Source organism: Modestobacter sp. VKM Ac-2986 (assembly GCF_026967795.1).
Classification (GTDB): domain Bacteria; phylum Actinomycetota; class Actinomycetes; order Mycobacteriales; family Geodermatophilaceae; genus Modestobacter.
In genome coordinates this window covers 54276-71572 of sequence record NZ_JAPVBH010000002.1, presented here as the reverse complement: position 1 = coordinate 71572, position 17297 = coordinate 54276, and the positions used below count along the sequence as shown (strand labels likewise).

15 protein-coding genes are annotated in these 17297 nt (G+C 74.3%); 6 read left to right on the top strand and 9 right to left on the bottom strand.

The genetic code is table 11. The features are described 5' to 3' along the window. The first annotated feature begins 150 nt into the window (after nt 1-150). Nucleotides 151-894, top strand: a complete 744-nt coding sequence (locus tag O2W14_RS04555) for an SDR family NAD(P)-dependent oxidoreductase (RefSeq protein ID WP_269174893.1) — start codon at nt 151-153, stop codon at nt 892-894. Between the two features lie 48 nt (nt 895-942). On the opposite strand, the gene O2W14_RS04550 is transcribed toward O2W14_RS04555, so the two are convergent. The 3 genes from O2W14_RS04550 to O2W14_RS04540 all read right to left on the bottom strand — a co-directional run bounded on the left by O2W14_RS04550 (nt 943) and on the right by O2W14_RS04540 (nt 5308). Beyond that, nucleotides 943-1311, bottom strand: coding sequence for a serine hydrolase (locus tag O2W14_RS04550; protein WP_269174892.1), 369 nt, complete (start codon nt 1309-1311; stop codon nt 943-945). Between the two features lie 580 nt (nt 1312-1891). Continuing rightward, the gene (locus tag O2W14_RS04545; protein WP_269174891.1) at nt 1892-4081 is read right to left on the bottom strand and encodes an MMPL family transporter; all 2190 of its coding nucleotides are present in this window, start codon (nt 4079-4081) and stop codon (nt 1892-1894) included. A gap of 342 nt (nt 4082-4423) precedes the next feature. After that, nucleotides 4424-5308 carry a helix-turn-helix transcriptional regulator gene (locus tag O2W14_RS04540; RefSeq protein ID WP_269174890.1) on the bottom strand — a complete coding sequence of 295 codons (885 nt, stop codon included), beginning with the start codon at nt 5306-5308 and terminating at the stop codon, nt 4424-4426. Nucleotides 5309-5512: 204 nt separating this feature from the next. Between O2W14_RS04540 and O2W14_RS04535 the strand changes: the two genes are divergently transcribed. Both O2W14_RS04535 and O2W14_RS04530 read left to right on the top strand, forming a co-directional pair. Next, nucleotides 5513-6511 (top strand): SDR family oxidoreductase, encoded by a 999-nt coding sequence (locus tag O2W14_RS04535; RefSeq protein WP_269174889.1) that lies wholly within the window; start codon nt 5513-5515, stop codon nt 6509-6511. 26 nt (nt 6512-6537) lie between these two features. Beyond that, on the top strand, nt 6538-7221 hold the full coding sequence (locus O2W14_RS04530; RefSeq protein WP_269174888.1) for a class I SAM-dependent methyltransferase: 684 nt from the start codon (nt 6538-6540) through the stop codon (nt 7219-7221). Between the two features lie 40 nt (nt 7222-7261). Here the strand turns inward: O2W14_RS04530 and O2W14_RS04525 are convergent, their stop codons facing one another. Both O2W14_RS04525 and O2W14_RS04520 read right to left on the bottom strand, forming a co-directional pair. Further along, entirely contained in the window at nt 7262-7987 is a 726-nt protein-coding gene (locus O2W14_RS04525) for an ANTAR domain-containing protein (RefSeq protein WP_269174887.1), read from the bottom strand. A 150-nt stretch (nt 7988-8137) separates the two neighbouring features. Next, the gene (locus O2W14_RS04520) at nt 8138-8749 is read right to left on the bottom strand and encodes an NAD(P)H-dependent oxidoreductase (protein WP_269174886.1); all 612 of its coding nucleotides are present in this window, start codon (nt 8747-8749) and stop codon (nt 8138-8140) included. Nucleotides 8750-8861: 112 nt separating this feature from the next. On the opposite strand from O2W14_RS04520, the gene O2W14_RS04515 reads away from it, so the two are divergent. The 3 genes from O2W14_RS04515 to O2W14_RS04505 all read left to right on the top strand — a co-directional run bounded on the left by O2W14_RS04515 (nt 8862) and on the right by O2W14_RS04505 (nt 12467). Then, nucleotides 8862-9911 carry a TIGR03885 family FMN-dependent LLM class oxidoreductase gene (locus O2W14_RS04515; protein WP_269174885.1) on the top strand — a complete coding sequence of 350 codons (1050 nt, stop codon included), beginning with the start codon at nt 8862-8864 and terminating at the stop codon, nt 9909-9911. Between the two features lie 35 nt (nt 9912-9946). Continuing rightward, nucleotides 9947-11626 (top strand): alpha-amylase family protein, encoded by a 1680-nt coding sequence (locus O2W14_RS04510; protein WP_269174884.1) that lies wholly within the window; start codon nt 9947-9949, stop codon nt 11624-11626. A gap of 151 nt (nt 11627-11777) precedes the next feature. Further along, complete coding sequence (locus tag O2W14_RS04505) at nt 11778-12467, top strand: hypothetical protein (protein WP_269174883.1); 690 nt, start codon at nt 11778-11780, stop codon at nt 12465-12467. A gap of 57 nt (nt 12468-12524) precedes the next feature. Here the strand turns inward: O2W14_RS04505 and O2W14_RS04500 are convergent, their stop codons facing one another. The 4 genes from O2W14_RS04500 to O2W14_RS04485 form a co-directional block, all read right to left on the bottom strand. Next, nucleotides 12525-13268, bottom strand: coding sequence for a hypothetical protein (locus O2W14_RS04500; RefSeq protein WP_269174882.1), 744 nt, complete (start codon nt 13266-13268; stop codon nt 12525-12527). An 82-nt stretch (nt 13269-13350) separates the two neighbouring features. Then, nucleotides 13351-14124: a sulfite exporter TauE/SafE family protein gene (locus O2W14_RS04495; RefSeq protein WP_269174881.1), complete on the bottom strand. Its 774-nt coding sequence runs from the start codon at nt 14122-14124 to the stop codon at nt 13351-13353. Next, nucleotides 14121-14894, bottom strand: a complete 774-nt coding sequence (locus O2W14_RS04490; RefSeq protein WP_269174880.1) for a sulfite exporter TauE/SafE family protein — start codon at nt 14892-14894, stop codon at nt 14121-14123. Before O2W14_RS04490 ends, O2W14_RS04495 begins: the two co-directional genes overlap by 4 nt. A 44-nt stretch (nt 14895-14938) precedes the next feature. After that, complete coding sequence (locus O2W14_RS04485) at nt 14939-17239, bottom strand: putative bifunctional diguanylate cyclase/phosphodiesterase (RefSeq protein WP_269174879.1); 2301 nt, start codon at nt 17237-17239, stop codon at nt 14939-14941. Between the last annotated feature and the right edge of the window lie 58 nt (nt 17240-17297).

Below are 17297 nucleotides of genomic sequence, written 5' to 3'. Positions count from 1 at the left end.
CCGGGCACCGCCGCGTGCGCACGATCGTCGAGTCCACTGCGGGCCGTCCCGCTGACCCTCGATGTCCAGCCCAGCCCCGCCCCTGCCTTTCTGGGTGGGATGACCCAACCAGTGTCATGATCGGGTCATCCCACCCAGAAGGAGCACGTCATGTCGGAGCCCGCAGGAAGAACCGCCCTCGTCACCGGTGCCACCCGCGGACTCGGCTACGAGGTCGCCCGTCGCCTCGTGGAGGCCGGTCAGACCGTCTACCTGGGTGCCCGGGACCTGCGACGAGGGACCGAGGCGAGCGCCGAGGTCGGTGCGACGCCGATCCTCCTCGACAGCACCGACGGCGCCTCGATCGCCGCGGCGGTGGACCGGCTGCGGGACGAGGTCGGCGCGCTGGACGTCCTGGTGAACAACGCCGGCATCGCCGGGGACCAGCGTCAGCCCGCCGAGGCGACGCCCGAGGACCTCCGCCGGGTGTTCGAGACGAACGTGTTCGGCGCCGCCGCGGTGTTGACGGCCTTCACGCCGCTGCTCGAGGCGAGCCGGGCTCCGGTCGTCGTGAACGTCTCCAGTGCCGTCGGCTCCATGACGCTGAACGCAGGCCCGGACGCGCGGTGGTCGATGCTCGCGTACCCGATGTCGAAGGCGGCGCTCAACATGCTGACGATCCAGTACGCGAGGGCCTTCCCCCGCTGGCGCGTCAACTCCGTGTCACCCGGGCCGACCGCGACCGACTTCGTCGCCGCCCGCGAGGGCTTGCCGACGGTGGAGCAGCTCCGGGCGGCCGGCGTCGTGGTGAACACCGTGCAGGAGGGCGCGGAGGTCCTCGTGCGGATGGCGACGAGCGGCCCGGAGGGCCCGACCGGGACCTTCGTCGGCAACGAGGGCCCCGTTCCCTGGTGACGTCGAGCAGGCGACCAGCCCCACGAGGAGGGCCGACCGAAGGCGACCTCACACACCCCCAGATGGCCAGACCACGGCGTCCTTCCGCAGCGCTGCGTAGAGCCGCGCCAGGCCGAGGGCGGTGACGTGGGTGTTGCCCCATCGGCCGGGGACGTCGTTGGGGGAACCGAGGTCCGGTAGGTCGTGGTGCCTCTCGATCCATGGTCCCAGCCCGTGCCCGCCGGCTCGTTGCCACAGCACGTTCGCCGCGACGTCGTCGGAGCGGCTGATCATCGAGTGGGCGAGCTCTGCGGTCTGCCCGGTCATCTCCCCCTCGGCCAGGAGCCGGGCTGCGATCATCACCTTCACCACCGACGCGGTGGCAAGGGTCCCCTCGGTGTCCCCGGACACCGAGCACTCCCCGGTCGCGGTGTCCACGACGGCGACCCCGACCCGGAGTCCCGAATCGGTGTCGACGCGGGCTGCGGCAGAGACCGCTGCAGCCGGCATCCCGGTGCCCACGCCGCAGTCGGCCGCAGCGCTGGCGTCCTCCCGGACCGGCGGCGTCACGACCACGGCCATCACAGCGGCGAGGACGAGCCCAGGGACAGACCCCGGGACAACGGGCGGCCGCGATGGGCGGACGGGGACGAGCGGGTCGGTTCCATGGCCGTGTCCTCTCTGCCCATCACCTGGCGGGGCACCACGACGATGTGGGCCGCCCCGTCGTGGACGTCCGAGCCCTGGACGCCGCACCGGCAGTGGGGTCCACGCCGAGATGGTCGCCGGGGTGGCCGCCTGTCCGCACCCCGGCGACCGTGACCTGGCCGAGGCCATCGAGCGCCTCGGCCAGGCCGCAGCCGGTGTCACCGGGGAGGACGCCGAACCCGTCAGGGACCCCGGCGGGGACGGCGACGCACCGGGTGCACCTGTTCGGTCGGCGCAGTCCCTGGTGGAGGTGGCAGGTCCTCCGCTGGCCGCGGTGGTGCAGCTGTCGGGGTCACGCCTCCCGGGCTGGTCACCGCCCGTCAGCTCCGACCAGTTCGCGATCGCGGACCGGCGGGGCAGCGACCTCGCTCAGAGCGGCGCCCTCGACGTCGAGGCGGGGGAGCCAGTGCAGCCAGCGGGGCAGCCACCAGGCTCGGTCTCCCAGCAGTGCCAGCGCGGCCGGCATCAGGACCATCCGGACGACGAAGGCGTCGAAGAGGATGCCGGTGGCCAGTCCGAAGGCGATCGACCTCAAGGTGGGCTCGCCGTCGACGAAGAACCCGGCGAAGACGGCGAGCATGATCAGCGCGGCAGCGACCACGACCGGGGCGGCCTGCCGGAAGCCGGTGCGGACGGCGTCCAGCGCGTGGGCGCCGCGGCTGTGCGCCTCGTGCATCCGGGACACCAGGAAGATCTGGTAGTCCATGGCCAGCCCGAAGAGGATCCCGATGACCAGGATCGGGCTGAGGCTCGGCAGCGGGCCGGCGCTGGGTGCGCCGATGGTGTCGGCCAGCCAGCCCCACTGGAACACCGCGACCGTGGCGCCGAGCGAGGCGCCGATGGTGAGCAGGAAGCCCAGCACACCGATCAGCGGGACCAGCAGCGAGCGGAACACCAGGACCAGCAGGACCAGTGCCAGGCCGACGACGAGCAGCAGGTAGACCGGCAGCGCGGCGTCCAGGGACTCCGACACGTCCACGCCCACTGCTGTCTGACCGGTGACGTAGCTGTCCACGCCGGTGAGGCCGGTCAGCTGGGCGCGCAGGTCCTCGACCAGCTGCTCGGTGGCGTCGGTGGACGGTCCTGACTGCGGGATCACGGTCACCAGGGCAGCCGTGTCCGCAGCGTTCGGGACCGGTGTGGCGACAGCCGCGACGCCGGGCAGATCGACGAAGCCGCTGCTCGCGGTGGTGGCGCTCTCCACCGCTTCGCTGCCTCGGAACAACACGATGAGCGGGCCGTTGAAGCCCTCACCGAAACCATCGGTGAGCAGCTGTTGTGCGCGCTGCTGGGTGCTGTCCTCGGGCAGGGCCTGCGCCAGCGTGGTCTGCATGGAGAAGAACGGGACGGCTACGACGCCCAGGGCGATGACCGCGGTGAGCAGGGAGACCACCCGGTGCCGGGTGATCGTGGTGACCCAGCCGGCGAGGAACCCGCGCCCGCGGGCCGGGACCTCGCTGGTCTCCGCCGGGGCGTTGCGCAGCGTGCGGGGCAGCGCCCGCCGGCCGAGGAAGGCGAGCACCGCGGGGACCAGGGTGAGGGCGACGAGGACGGCGACGACGATCGTGCCGGCGGCGGCGATGCCCATCTGGGTGAGGAAGGGGATGCCGACGACGGCCAGCCCGACCAGGGCGATCACCACGGTGAGCCCGGCGGTGACGACGGCCGAGCCGGCGGTGCCCACGGCGGTGGAGACCGCGGTGCCGACGTCCGACCCCCGGCGCAGCTCCTGCCGGTAGCGGCTGATGATGAACAGGCCGTAGTCGATGCCGACGGCCAGGCCGAGCATGCCGGCCAGTGCCGAGGTGGTCGAGGACAGGTCCAGGAACCCGGTGGCGATCGTGATGCCCATGATCCCGACGCCGACCCCGACGACCGCGGTCAGCAGGTTCATCCCGGCGGTCACCAGCGTGCCGTAGGTGATGGCCAGGATGACCAGCGCCAACAGCACGCCGGCAGCCTCCCCGGGCCCGCCGACCGCGGGGGTCTCGTTGAGCGCCTCCCCGTCGATCTCGACGGTCAACCCGGTGGAGCGCGCGTCGTCGACTGCGGCCATGAGGGCGTCCTGCTCCTCGACGGTGACCCCGCCGACGGGCTCGGTGTAGGTGACGGTGCTGTAGGCGACGGTCTGGTCGGCGTTGACCGTCGGCGCGGCCGGGTCCAGCGGGTCGGTCGCGGAGATCACGCCCGGCAGCTGCCCCAGCTCGTCGACCAGGCCGGACAGGGCCGTGGCGTTGGTGCCGGCGGTCACGGGGGAGCCGTCCGGGGACTGCACCACCACTCGGGCGGTGGCGCCGTTGCCGCCGGCGCCGAAGTCCTCCTCGATGAGGGTGAGCGCGGTGGTGGACTCCTGGCCGGGGATGGAGAAGGTGGTGGTCGTGGTGCCGGCCAGGGTGGCGGCGCCGACGCCGCCTCCCACGAGCAGGACCAGCCAGGCGAGTACGACGGGAAGTCGGTGGCGGTGGGTGAACGCCCCGAGTCGGGACAGCAGCAGAGCCATGAGTCGGACCTCGATCTGGTCGGTGGTGGCATGAGGGCGCGCGAGAGCTCGGGGCGACCGAGCGCATCGCAAGTGGTGGTGTGGGTGCAGCCGCCGGGTCGTGGTGTCGTCCGGCTGAGCGGCGGTCGGCCCGACGGGACGCGTCCGGTCGGGCGCCGCCCGGGTCCGGCGCCGGTCGCGAGGGGCACCGGCCTCGGACCGTGGGGTGGTCGCGGGGTCAGCCCGGTACGGGCTCCAGCGCCTGGTCGCGGTGCCGACCGGTGGCAGACGGCTCGGGTGCCAGGGGGTCGCCGTGCTCGTGGTCGGCGGTCCCGGCGCCGATCGTGGGCAGGGAGCGGGTCGTCACCGGTCGCCGGGCTCTGCGCCGACCGTGCCCGAGCGTGTGGTGGACAGGGACTGGGCGCCGATCACGGCGAGCATCTCGAGCTTGTCGTAGCTGTCCGTGCCGGGTGCGGCGGTGTAGACCATCAGGCGGTGGGCCTGGTGGGGGTCGATCAGCGTCTGGCAGCTCAGGTCCAGCCGGCCGACCTCGGGGTGCTGGTAGCGCTTGACCTCGTCGGGGTGGATGCCGACCTCGTGGGTCTCCCAGAGGGTGCGGAACTCCTCGCTCTCGACCAGCAGGAGGTCGGCCAGCTGCGCCGCGCGTGACCCGGGACCGCGCATCGCGAGGAGGGCGCGGAGGCCGGCGGCGTACATGCGGGACATGTGCGCGTGGTCCTCGGCCACGTACAGCGCGCGGGCCGCCGGGTCGGTGAACCACCGGTACCCCCGACTGCGGGCGGGGCCGGTGTACCGCGTCGCGTCACCGACGAGCGCGATCCCGAGTGGTGTCTGCCGGAGCGTCTCCCCGACCTCGGTGACGATCTCGGCGGGGGTGTCCCCGAGGCGGTCGAAGATCCGCAGCAGACCGGGGCTGAGGTGCTCGCTGCTCGTCCCGCGGGTGGGTGGCTGGTGGCCGGCGAGCCGGAACAGGTGGTCCCGCTCGTCGAGGGACAGGTGCAGCCCCTGGGCGATCGAGGCGATCATCTGCTCCGACGGGTGGGGTCCGCGCTCCCGTTCCAGCCGCGTGTAGTAGTCGGTCGACATGTGGCAGAGGCCGGCGACCTCCTCCCGGCGCAGGCCGGCGGTGCGGCGGCGCTGGCCGCGGGGGAGCCCGACGTCCTCGGGTTGCAACGCGCCTCGGCGTTCGCGGAGGAACTCCGCCAGACCTGCTCGATCGATGGCCACGTGGGTCCTCCTGAGGGTGGGGTGCGCCGACCTCGGGGGGGCGGCACCGCTGTGTCTACCGGCGATCCACGAGCGCATCCACGTCCCGCCGATCCCCCTCTCACCAGCGCGTAGGGGGGATCGGCGGGCCCTGCCACCGACTGCCGGCACGGGGGACGGTGTGGTCACGACGCGAACGGCGCGTCACGACGACAGGAGCCCGACATGGCCCGCACCTCGATCGACATCACCGTCCCCGACCTGACGGGCAGGCGCGCCGTGCTCACCGGCGGAAGCGACGGCATCGGCCTGGTCCTCGCCCGCCGCCTGGCCGCAGCCGGCGCCGACCTCGTCCTCCCGGTCCGCAACCGCGGCAAGGGCGAGGCCGCCGTCTCCGAGATCCGGGCCCGCGTCCCCGGCGCGCAGGTCACCCTGCACACGATGGACCTGTCCTCACTCGCCTCGGTCGCCGGCTTCGCCGAGGCACTGCTCGCCGAGGGACGCCCGATCGACGTCCTGGTCGCCAACGCCGGGGTGATGACCCCGCCCGAGCGCCAGGCGACCGTCGACGGCCACGAGCTCCAGCTCGCCACCAACCACCTCGGCCACTTCGCGCTGGTCGCGCAGCTGCTGCCGCTGCTGCGCGCCGGCTCGGCCCGCATCACCTCGCAGTCCAGCGTCGCGGCGAGGAGCGGCGCCGTCCACTGGGACGACCTGGACTGGGAGCGCTCCTACCACCCGGGGCGCGCCTACAGCTCCTCCAAGATCGCCGCCGGCCTCGTCGCCCTCGAGCTCGACCGCCGCAGCCGGGCACACGGGTGGGGGATCGCCAGCAACGTGTCCCACCCGGGGGTGGCCCCGACCAACCTGCTCGCCGCTCAGCCCGGCATCGGTCGCCCGGCGGAGGGGCGCGAGATCCGTCTGATCCGGCGGCTCTCGGCGATGGGCATCCTGGGGACGCCGGAGACCGCCGCCCTCCCCGCACTGCTCGCCGCGACCTCGCCGGACGCCGCCGGGGAGCGGTTCTACGGACCCAGCCGCTTCCAGCACATGAGCGGTGCGCCGGCCGAGCAGGAGCTGTACCGGCCGCTGCGCAGCGTCGAGGACGCCCAGCGCATCTGGACGCTGTCCGAGCAGCTGACGGGCGTGTCGTTCCCCGCCGCCGTGGGTGCCGGGGAGCGACCCGTCCTCGACGTCGTCCGTGACCGCGGCCTGACGGCCTGAGCGGCGGGAGAGCTGCGGCAGCGGCCGTGGACGCGCACGAGTGGTCCCCGCCGGCGGTGCGCCGGGCGGCGGGGGCCCGGTCCGCCGAGCAACTGGTGTTCGTCCGGGAGTTCCTGCGCGCGCCCTTGCGCACGGCCTCGGTCGTGCCCAGCTCCGCGGCACTGGCCGAGCGGATGGTCGCCCCGCTCCTGCTCCGGTCCCCGGCGCAGCGCGCCCCGGTCGTCCTGGAGCTGGGACCGGGCACCGGGGCGTTCACTGCGGCCCTGCACGCGGCCGTGCCCGGGATGCGCTACCTCGGCGTCGAGGCCAACCCGGTGATGGCCGACCACCTCGCCGCCCGGTTCCCCGGCATCGACCTGGTCCGCGGACCGGCCTCCGGGTTCCCCGGGGCCCTGGCGCAGCGCGGCCTCCGCACGGTCGACCTGGTCGTCAGCGGACTCCCGTGGCAGGCCTTCGCCGGTCCGGCGGGCGCCGACCTCGTCCCGGCGATCGCCGCCCACCTGGCCCCGGCGGGCGCCCACACCCAGTTCACCTACAGCTGGAGCCGCTGGGCGCCGCCCGGTCGGCGACAGCACCGGGCGCTCCGGCGCGCCTTCGGCCGGGTCGACGTGTCCCCGACGGTGTGGCCGAACCTGCCGCCGGCCGTCGTCTACACGGCGACGCGACCGCGACCGGGCGGCGACCACGCCGCGGCGACGTCCTCCTGCTGACCGGCGCCGCCGTGCTCGTCGGCCACCGACGCGCCGTCGGTCAGCGGGGTGTGTCGGCGAGCAGGTCGTCCAGGGACAGGCGGCGGGTGACGAGGTCGTGGGCCACCTCGTCGACCAGTCGGCTGCTGCCGTAGGCGCGGGCGCGGAGCAGGGCCAGTGCGTCGGCGCCGGACAGGCCCAGGCCTGCGGTGACGATGCCGACCGCCTGCCACACCTCGGTGCGCACCCGGGCAGCCGGGACGTCGATCCAGTGCTGCAGGCCCGGCTGGTGGCGTTGCGCCCAGACGGTGGAGGCAGCCAGCTCCTCGGAGACCAGGAAGACGAGGGACTGGGCGTCGAGGGCGTCGAACTCCAGCGGTCCGGCCGGGCTGGCCAGGTAGACGACCATCGCGCCGGTCCCGCTGAGACCACCGCTCAGCGGGAAGGCGACCACGCTGCGGAACGGGGTCTGCGCGCGGAGGAGGTCGTGGTAGAACGGCCACCGGCGCTGCAGGTAGGACTCGACGGCGAAGATCGGCACCTGGCTGTCCACCGTCGCCAGGCAGGGGCCGCTGCCCACGGTGAACTGCAGCTGCTCGGCCAGCGCGGCCGTCTCGTCGCTCGCCCCGATCGACGTCGGCTGCTGGGCGGCCAGGGTCAGGCCGACCGCGTCGACACGGAGGGCGCGGGCGGTGGCCGTGGCCAGCCGGTCGGGCAGGAGCCCGGGGTCGGTCGCACCAGGGCCCAGCTGTGCCAGCTCGACCATGAAGCGTCCGGCGATGTCCACGTCAGTCCTCTGTGGGCACGACCGCTGAGCGGCCGCGCCGGTGGTGCAGAGGCCGCGCTGTGGGACCTGGCCCGTCGTCCGACGGGCTGCGACCACGAGTGTGGACGACGCCCCGGCGACCGGCGAGCCGGAGCAGCTCGACCGCACGGGTCACCGGGTCGAGGGACGTGCCGGCCCCGCGGTGATCGCGGCGGCGACGGCGGACACCGCGTCCTCCACCGCCCGGTCCGCGGCTGCCTGGTCGGTGGTCTCGGAGTCGTGCACGAAGGCGGTCACGCCGCGCCGCATCCCGCAGTAGTCGACGATGCCGCTGAGCACCTGGGTGTCGAAGGACTGCGTGTACCCGTGCCGCGCGAAGGAGCCGGCCGTCGTGCCCGAGACCGGCACCAGGTGCGCCCGCAGCCGCTGCAGCCGCGGGACGATCCGGCCCCCGTCGTCCACGTCGAAGGCCCAGCCGGCGACGAACACCCGGTCGACCCAGCCCTTGAGCAGGGCCGGCATCGACCACCAGTACACCGGGAACACCAGCACCAGGTCGGTGACGTCGTCCATGCGCCGCTGCTCGGTGACGACGTCGGGGGCGAGCGCTCCCCGGCCCCGGTAGGCGTCCAGGTCGGCCGGGGTGAAGCGCGGGTCGAAGCCCTCGTCGGTGAGGTGGGCGACCGCGGTGACCTCCTCGCCGAGCAGCGTGTGCAGGCGGTCGGCGGCGCACCGGGTGCGGGAGAGCGGGTCGGCATGGGCGGTGACGATGAGCGTGCGCACGCCGCGATCCTGCCCCGCCCGTCACGTCCCGTCCGTCGGGGCACCACCGGCCTGGTCGTTGCGCGGTGCACCAGAGTCTGCGGATGATCACCGCGCCGGGTAGGCATGCCCCATGACGGTGATCGGCTTCCACAACTCCCACGAGCAGGTGCACCCCTCGGACCTGCTGCGCGCGGTCCAGCACGCCGAGCAGGTGGGCTTCACCGCCGCCATGTGCTCCGACCACCTCGAGCCGTGGAACGAGCGGCAGGGCCACTCGGGGTTCGCCTGGTCCTGGCTGGGCGCGGCGCTGGCGACGACGAACCTGCCCTTCGGTGCGGTCAACGCCCCCGGCCAGCGGTACCACCCGGTGATCATCGCCCAGGCGATCGCGACCCTGGGCTCGATGTTCCCGGGCCGGTTCTGGGTCGCGCTGGGGTCGGGTGAGGCGATGAACGAGCACGTCACCGGGCACGTCTGGCCGAACAAGGAGCTGCGCGACGCCCGGCTGCGCGAGTGCGTGGACGTCATCCGTGCGCTGCTGGCCGGCGAGGAGGTCAGCCACGAGGGCCTGGTCACCGTCGACCGCGCCCGGATCTGGACGCTGCCCGAGCAGCAGCCCGCGCTCATCGCCCCCGCCGTCAGCGCGAAGACCGCGGCGAGGCACGCCGAGTGGGCCGACGGCCTGGTCACGATCAACCAGCCGCACGAGAAGCTGCGCGAGGTGATCGACGCCTACCGCGACGCCGGCGGCCAGGGCTCGCTCACCATCCAGGTGCACGTCTCCTACGACCCCGACGGCGACCGGGCGCTCGCCCTGGCCCACGACCAGTGGCGCAGCAACGTCTTCCCGCCGCCGCTGTGCTGGGACCTCGACACGACCCACGCCTTCGACCAGGCCAGCACGTTCGTGCGGCCCGAGGACATGCACGACGCCGTGCGCATCTCCAGCGACCTGGGCCAGCACACGGCCTGGATCCAAGAGTACGTCGAGCTCGGCTTCGACCAGGTCTACCTGCACCACGTGCCCAAGGAGCAGGTCCCGTTCCTGGACGCCTTCGGCGAGCACGTGCTGCCCCAGCTCGACGTCACCGCGCCGGCGCCGGCGGTCGCCATCGACCCGCCCGGCCCGGCCGACCCGCTGCGCCCGCACCAGACGCCGCAGCCCGCCGTCCTGCCCTGACCTCCGCTCCCACCCGCCCCGAGAAGAGGAGCGACATGCGCATCACCGACACCGCCGACCTCTGGTGGAAGAACGCCGTCGTCTACTGCCTGGACGTCGAGACCTACATGGACTGGAACGGCGACGGGATCGGCGACCTCGCCGGCCTGGCGCAGCGGATCGAGCACCTGGCCGACCTGGGCGTCACCTGCCTGTGGCTGATGCCCTTCTACCCGACCACCGAGCGCGACGACGGCTACGACATCACCGACTTCTACGGCGTCGACCCGCGGCTGGGGACCCACGGCGACCTGGTCGAGGTGATCCGCACGGCCAAGGACCGCGGCATGCGGGTGATCGCGGACCTGGTGGTCAACCACACCAGTGACCAGCACCCGTGGTTCAAGGCCGCGCGGAGGTCGAAGGACTCCCCGTACCGGGACTGGTACGTCTGGCGCTCCGACACCCCGCCGGACACCTCCGCCCAGGTCGTCTTCCCGGACAAGGAGGACAGCATCTGGGAGATCGACGACAAGACGGGGGAGTGGTACCTGCACAAGTTCTACAAGACCCAGCCCGACCTCAACGTCGCCAACCCGCTGGTCCGCGACGAGATCGCCAAGGTCATCGGCTTCTGGCTGCAGCTGGGCCTGGACGGCTTCCGGGTCGACGCCGTCCCGTTCCTGCTGGAGACCGAGGGCATCGACCCGGCCGAGGCCGAGCGGTTCCCCGACCCGCACGAGTACCTGCGGGCGCTGCGCTCGCTGGTCGACCGCCGCTCCGGTGACGGCGTGCTGCTCGGTGAGGTGAACCTGCCGCACGACCAGCAGGCGCAGTTCTTCGGCGGCACCGACGGCGACGAGCTGACCATGCAGTTCGACTTCATCGCCATGCAGGCCATGTACCTGTCGCTGGCCCGCTCCGACGTCGCCCCGCTGGTCGACGCCCTGATGGCCCGCCCGGCGACGTCGCCGGACAACCAGTGGGGCATGTTCGTGCGCAACCACGACGAGCTCACCCTGGACAAGCTCTCCGACGACGAGCGCGCCGAGGTGTTCGCCGCCTTCGGCCCCGACCCCGACATGCAGGTCTACGACCGCGGCCTCACCCGCCGGCTGCCCCCGATGCTGGCCGGCGACCCCCGCCGGGTGCGGATGGTCTACAGCCTCATGTTCTCCCTGCCCGGCACCCCGGTGCTGTTCTACGGCGAGGAGATCGGCATGGGGGAGAACCTCGCCGCCGAGGGCCGGCTGGCGGTGCGCACCCCGATGCAGTGGACCGCCGGCACCAACGGCGGCTTCTCGTCCGCCGCGCCCGGCAAGCTGCCCGGCCCGGTCGTGGAGGGCGGCTTCGCCCCGGAGTTCGTCAACGTCGCCGACCAGCGCCGCGACCCGGACTCGCTGCTGTCGTTCATGCGGCTGCTCGTGCGCCGCTACCGGGAGTGCCCGGAGCTGGGCTGGGGCACCTACGAGGTGCTCGGCCAGCCGCACCCGGAGGTGCTGGCCTCGCTGAGCACCTGGGACGACGGCACCCTGGTCGCGCTGCACAACCTGGGTCCCGAGCCGCGCACCGTGCCGCTGGTGCTGGCCGACTGCGGTGCCACCCACCGCCTGGAGGACCTGCTCACCGTCGGCAGCACCCCGCTGGCCGAGGACGGCTCGGTCGAGCTGGCGCTGGAGGGCTACGGGTACCGCTGGCTGCGGGTGGTCGCCGAGGACAGCCGCCGGCTGCTCTGACCGCACGGTCCGGCGCTCTGACGGTGCGACCCCGGTGGACCACGGAGGGTCACTCCGCGCCGGGGTCGCACCCGCCCCACCCGCCACACCCACCCACCTCCCGGTGGTGTCGGGGCACCCACCTAGCGTCTGACCCGAGGTGATCACAGACATGAGTGACGAGCAGGACGTGGCGGCGGCCGGACGGGTCGACCAGGGACGACCGGAGACCGGGGCGACCGCCGTGGTCCCCGGCCAGCGGACCGGGGACCAGACGGTGGTGCAACCGGCGGCCCAGCCGGTGCCGCAGCCGGTGGTGCCCGAGCCGGGGACCGAGCACCTGACCCAGCCCGGCGTGCCGCTGGTCGGACCACGGCAGCACGACGCCCTGGCGGCCACCGACTCGCAGCCGGTGCCGCCGCTCGGGCAGCCGCCGGTGGCCGAGCCGGCGCCGGGACACCAGCCGACGACGCCGGTGGAGGCCCGCTCGCGGCCGCGCCCGCGGATGCCGCGGCCGGACCAGATGATCCGGATGGGCCCCTGGGCGCCGGTGGCCGGCGCGGCGATCGGGCTGCTGCTGGGCCTGGTCGTGGTGGCGTTCCTGGCCTCGTCGGCGGAGACCTTCGACCAGCGGATGGCGCTGGTGTTCGTCGTCCTCGGGCTGGCCCTGCTCGGTGCCGGCGGCACGCTGCTGGCCGACGAGGTGCGGCTGCTGCGCCGCGGCACCCAGGCCGTGGAGGCCCGGTCGGCCAACGCCGGGATGATCGCCGGCCTGCTCAACGGGCTCACCCCGGCCCGGCTGCTGATCACCGCCAGCGCGTTCTCGCTGCTGCTCAGCGCCTACGTCACCAGCGGCAGCTGACCCCCGGCCCGGCCGGCGCCACGACGCCGGCCGGGCCGCTGCCGGCCCTCGACCGGTTCAGTGCCGGCGGGGGACGTGCAGGTCGTCGAGGCCCATCCGGCCGGCGACCAGGTCGTCGGCGACGTCGTCGACCACCCGGTCGGTGGCGAAGGCGTGTGCCTTGAGCACGGCGAGCGCGTCGGCGGTGTCGAGGTCGAAGCCCACGTTGACCATGCCGGTGGCCTGCCACACGCGGGCCCGGCGCAGCGCGTCCGGGCCGTCCCACCAGCCGCGTCGGCCCTCCTGCACCGGGGCCCCCAGGGCTGCGGCGACCATCGCGCGGGTCATCGCGATGGTCACGTCGGCCACGTCCTCGCGGTCGGTGGCCGGCAGCGCGTCTGCGTCCCGGACGTAGAGGTCCAGGACCACCAGCGGGCCCAGCGGCGGCAGCAGCGGCACCGAGAGCACCGCGTGGAAGTCGGTCTCGCCGATCAGCGACTCGTGCAGCTCGGGCCAGTTGCGGGCGATCGCCGCCTGGTCGAAGGCGATCGCCACGCCGTCGTCGTGCGCCCGCAGCGCGGGGCCGTCGCCGTGGGTGAACTGCAGCCGTTCGGCCTGGGACGCGACCGGGTCACTGGCGCCGATCGGCGTCCGGTGCCCCTCCATGTCGTGGATGCTCAGCCCGGCGCCGTCCACCGGCAGCGCGGCGACCGCAGCCCGCGCCAGCCGGACGGCGAGCATCTCGGGGCCGCGCAGCTCCGGCGGCGGGAGCTGGTCGAGCTCCGCCACGAAGCGCTGCGCTGCCGGACCCGGCACGATCATGTCGTTCCTCCGTCGTCGGGGCGCCCGTGCGGACGCCGGGTCCGGCCTGTGGTGCGGCCGGACCGGGTACCACTCTGCCCGGTCAGCCGAACGCGTCGAGGCCCAGGTGCACCGCGAGGCCCAGTCCGGCGACCGCGATGACCCGGCGCAGCAGCACCTGCGGCACCCGCCGGGCCACCCGCGGGCCCAGCCGGCCCCCGATCAGGAAGCCGATCGCCAGCGGCAGCGCCGCCAGCCAGGCGACGTCGGCGAAGAGGGCGTAGCCGATCGCGGCCACCGAGTTGGCCAGGCCGAGGACGACGTTCTTCAGCGCGTTGCCCTGCGGCACGCCGACCCCGAGGACCAGGAGGAACGTCGCCAGCATCAGCACCCCGGCGGCCGCGCCGAAGTAGCCGCCGTAGATCGAGATGGCGAAGGTGCCCAGCACCACGCCCCAGTGGTCGCGGTGCGGGTGGGCGGCCTGCTCGGCGGCCCCCTGCGCGGCCAGCTCCCGGGCCGGGCGCTGCACCAGGATCGCCGCCGAGGCCACCGCGATCAGCACGGGCACGACCTTCTCGAACGCCGAGGACGGGGTGAGCAGCAGCAGGACCGCGCCGACCGCACCGCCGGCGAGCCCGGCGCCGCCCAGCCGGAGCAGCCGGCTCCGCTGACCGGCGAGCTCGGGGCCCGAGGCGCTGACCGAGCCGACCCCGTTGGCCACCAGGGCCACGGTGTTGGTCACGTTCGCCGACACGGGGGACAGCCCGGTGGCCAGCAGCGCCGGGTAGCTGATCAGCGAGGCCAGCCCGGCGATGCTGCCGGTCAGGCCGGCGCCGGTCCCGGCGAGGACGAGGAGGGCGAACTCGAGCACGCTCACCGGCTGACCAGCACCCCGATCGCCACCAGGCCCAGGACGACGATCGCCGTCCGCAGCACCGTGGCGGGCAGCCGGCGTCCGTAGGCCGCGCCCAGGTGCCCGCCGACCAGTGAGCCGCCGGCGACCAGCCCGGCCGCACGCCAGTCGATCCGGTCGGTGGCCACCACGACGTAGGCCAGGGCGGCTACGGCGTTCACGCCCAGGGTGAGCACGTTCTTGATCGCGTTGAGCCGCTGCAACGGCTCGCGCAGCAGCAGCCCGAAGACGCCGACCTGCAGCACGCCCTGGCTGGCGGCGAAGTACCCGCCGTAGGTGCCGGTGGCGTAGGCGCCGGCGAGCAGCCCGGCCAGCCGCGCGCCCCGGACACCGCCGGGTCCACCGGCCGGACGGGTGCGCAGCCTGCGCTGCAGCCACGGCTGGACGGCAACCAGCACGACGGCGAGCCCGACCAGGCCCGGCACGACCGTCTCGAACGCCGACGCCGGCAGGTGCAGCAGCAGGAACGCCCCGGTCAGCGCACCGAGCACCGAGGCCGGCAGCAGGCGCAGCAGCAGCCCGCGCTGCCCGGCCAGCTCGCGCCGGTAGCCGATCGCGCCGGTGAGGTTGCCGGGCACCAGGCCGAGGGAGTTGGAGACCGTGGCGGTCACCGGCGGCAGCCCGACGGCCAGCAGCACCGGGAAGGTCACCAGGGTGCCGGACCCGACGACGGCGTTGATGCTGCCCGCCGCCAGCCCGGCGGCGGCGACCGCGACCATCTCCCACACCGTCATGCCCGCATCGCCGCGAGGGTGTCACAGCGCCCGGTGCCCACCGGTCAGGCGGGGGTGAGCTCCCCGGTCGAGGAGCGGCGCCGGTTGTCGGCCAGCCAGGCGGTGAACTCCGCCGCCGGGGCCGGTGGGAGGTACAGGTAGCCCTGCAGCGAGTCGATGCCGGCGCGCTCCAGGACGTCCTGCTGCTCGACGGACTCCACGCCCTCGGCGACGGTCTGCAGGCCCAGCCGGGAGGCCATCTGCACGATCGCCTCGACCACGGCCTGATCGGCGGCCTGGGTGAGCACCCCGGCCACGAAGGACCGGTCGATCTTCACGATGCCGATCGGCAGGCTGCGCAGCGTGGTCAGCGCCGAGTACCCGGTGCCGAAGTCGTCGAGCGCGATGCCCACGCCCAGGGCCACCAGCGCGTCCAGCGTCGCGGCGACCACGGGGGAGTCCAGCACCGTCGTCTCGGTCACCTCGACCACCAGCCGGCCGGGGGCCAGTCCGGTCGTGGCCAGCGACTCCCGCACCAGCTCCACGAACCGCGGGTGCGCCAGCTGGGTGGGGGAGGCGTTGACGTGGACGGCGACCGGGTGGCCCTCCTGCGCCCAGCGGGCGGCGTCGGCGCAGACCCGGCGGACGACGAACTCGCCCAGCGGCACGATCGCGCCGGTCTCCTCGGCCAGCGCCAGGAACTGGTCGGGCCCCAGCAGCCCGCGCTCGGGGTGCGCCCAGCGGACGAGCGCCTCGACGGCGGTGCAGCGGCCGTCGCCGGCCGCGACCACGGGCTGGTAGGCCAGCACGAGCTCGCCGCCGTCCACCGCAGCGCGCAGCTCCGCCTCGGCCTCGGCGGCGGCCTCGAGCTGGAGCATCCCCGGGTGGAAGAAGTGCACGCGGTTCTTGCCCGCGGACTTGGCCGCGTACATGGCCACGTCGGCCTGGTGCACCACCAGCGTCTCGGTGGAGCCGGGCTGCAGCCGGGTCGCCCCGATGCTGGCCCCGATCCGGGCCAGGCCCTCGCCGAGCTCCACGGGCGTGGAGATCGTCTCCACGATGCGCTGGCCGATCCGGCGGGCCTCGGCCTCGCCGGCGCCGCGCAGCAGGACGGCGAACTCGTCCCCGCCCAGCCGGGCGCAGAGGTCCTCGGCGCGCAGCGCTCCGGTCAGCTCGCAGCCCAGGTGGGCCAGCAGCCGGTCGCCGGCCAGGTGGCCGAGGGTGTCGTTGACGACCTTGAAGTCGTCCAGGTCGAGGAAGAGCACCCACGCCTCGGAGTCCGCGTCGGCCAGTGCCGCGTCCACCGCGGCGGAGAAGGCCGTCCGGTTGGCCAGGCCGGTGAGGCGGTCGGTCAGCGCCTGGGCACGCAGCTCACGGTGGGCGCTGCTGGTGCGCAGGGCGAGCGCGACCTGGTTGAGCATCGACTGGACGGCGAGCACCGCGTCGCCGGGCACCGTGGGGTGGCCACCGAGCAGCATGTAGCCGCCGGGGGAGTCCGGCATCGGCAGGCCCAGCCACTCGCCGCGGACACCCGAGCTGAGCACCAGGGCGGTGGGCGGCACCACCCGCTGGGGGTCCGGGTCCTCGTCGGACAGCAGGTCGCCGGGCAGGGTCGTGGGCCGGCGGAGGAACTCACCGGCGGCGCCGTGCACCCGCAGGACGTCGCCGTCGCGGGCCAGCACCGCCGTGCGCAGGCCAGGAGTCGCCGCGCACACGGCCTCGGCGGTCGCCCACGCCGTCCGCAGGATCGCCGACCGGTCGGTGACGCCGAGCAGCTGCCCGCCCAGCGCGGCCAGGGCGGTGTCGCGGGCCCGGGTGTGCTCCCGCTCGAACAGGCCCACGGCCAGGTGACGGACGACGAAGACGGTCAGCAGCAGCACCGGGAGGTTGCCCAGGACGGCGGCGGCGGCGAGCTGGGCGCCGTGCCCGGGGACGGCCGACCACAGCTGCAGACCGCAGGTGAGCGCGAGGCAGACGCCCAGCCCGTAGGCCACGATGCGGCGGGTGTCGCCGTAGACGGCCCGGTACCAGACGGCGGGGAAGGCGACCCCGAGGGCGAGCACCGGCCGCGGGCAGGCGGCGGCGAAGAGCGCCAGCGCCAGCAGGTCGGCCAGGTCGGCGGGCAGCGGCGCCCGGCGGCGGCGGTAGCGGTGCAGCCAGGAGACCACGAAGGTGACCGCCGCGACCGTGGCCAGCGCGAACGACCAGCCGGTGACGTCGCCGGAGAGCACGGTGAGGCTGGTCAGCCCGACGGAGGCGATGCTGGCCAGGCAGAACAGCCACCGGGTGTGCTCGACCAGCTCGGCGGGCGGGTGCAGCCGCTGCAGGGCAGCGCGCAGCACCGTCTCGACGCGGGGGGAGCTCATCACGGTGGACCGTCCTCGGGCTGGCGGAGGGGCCGTCGTGGTCGCGACGGCGGTCCTC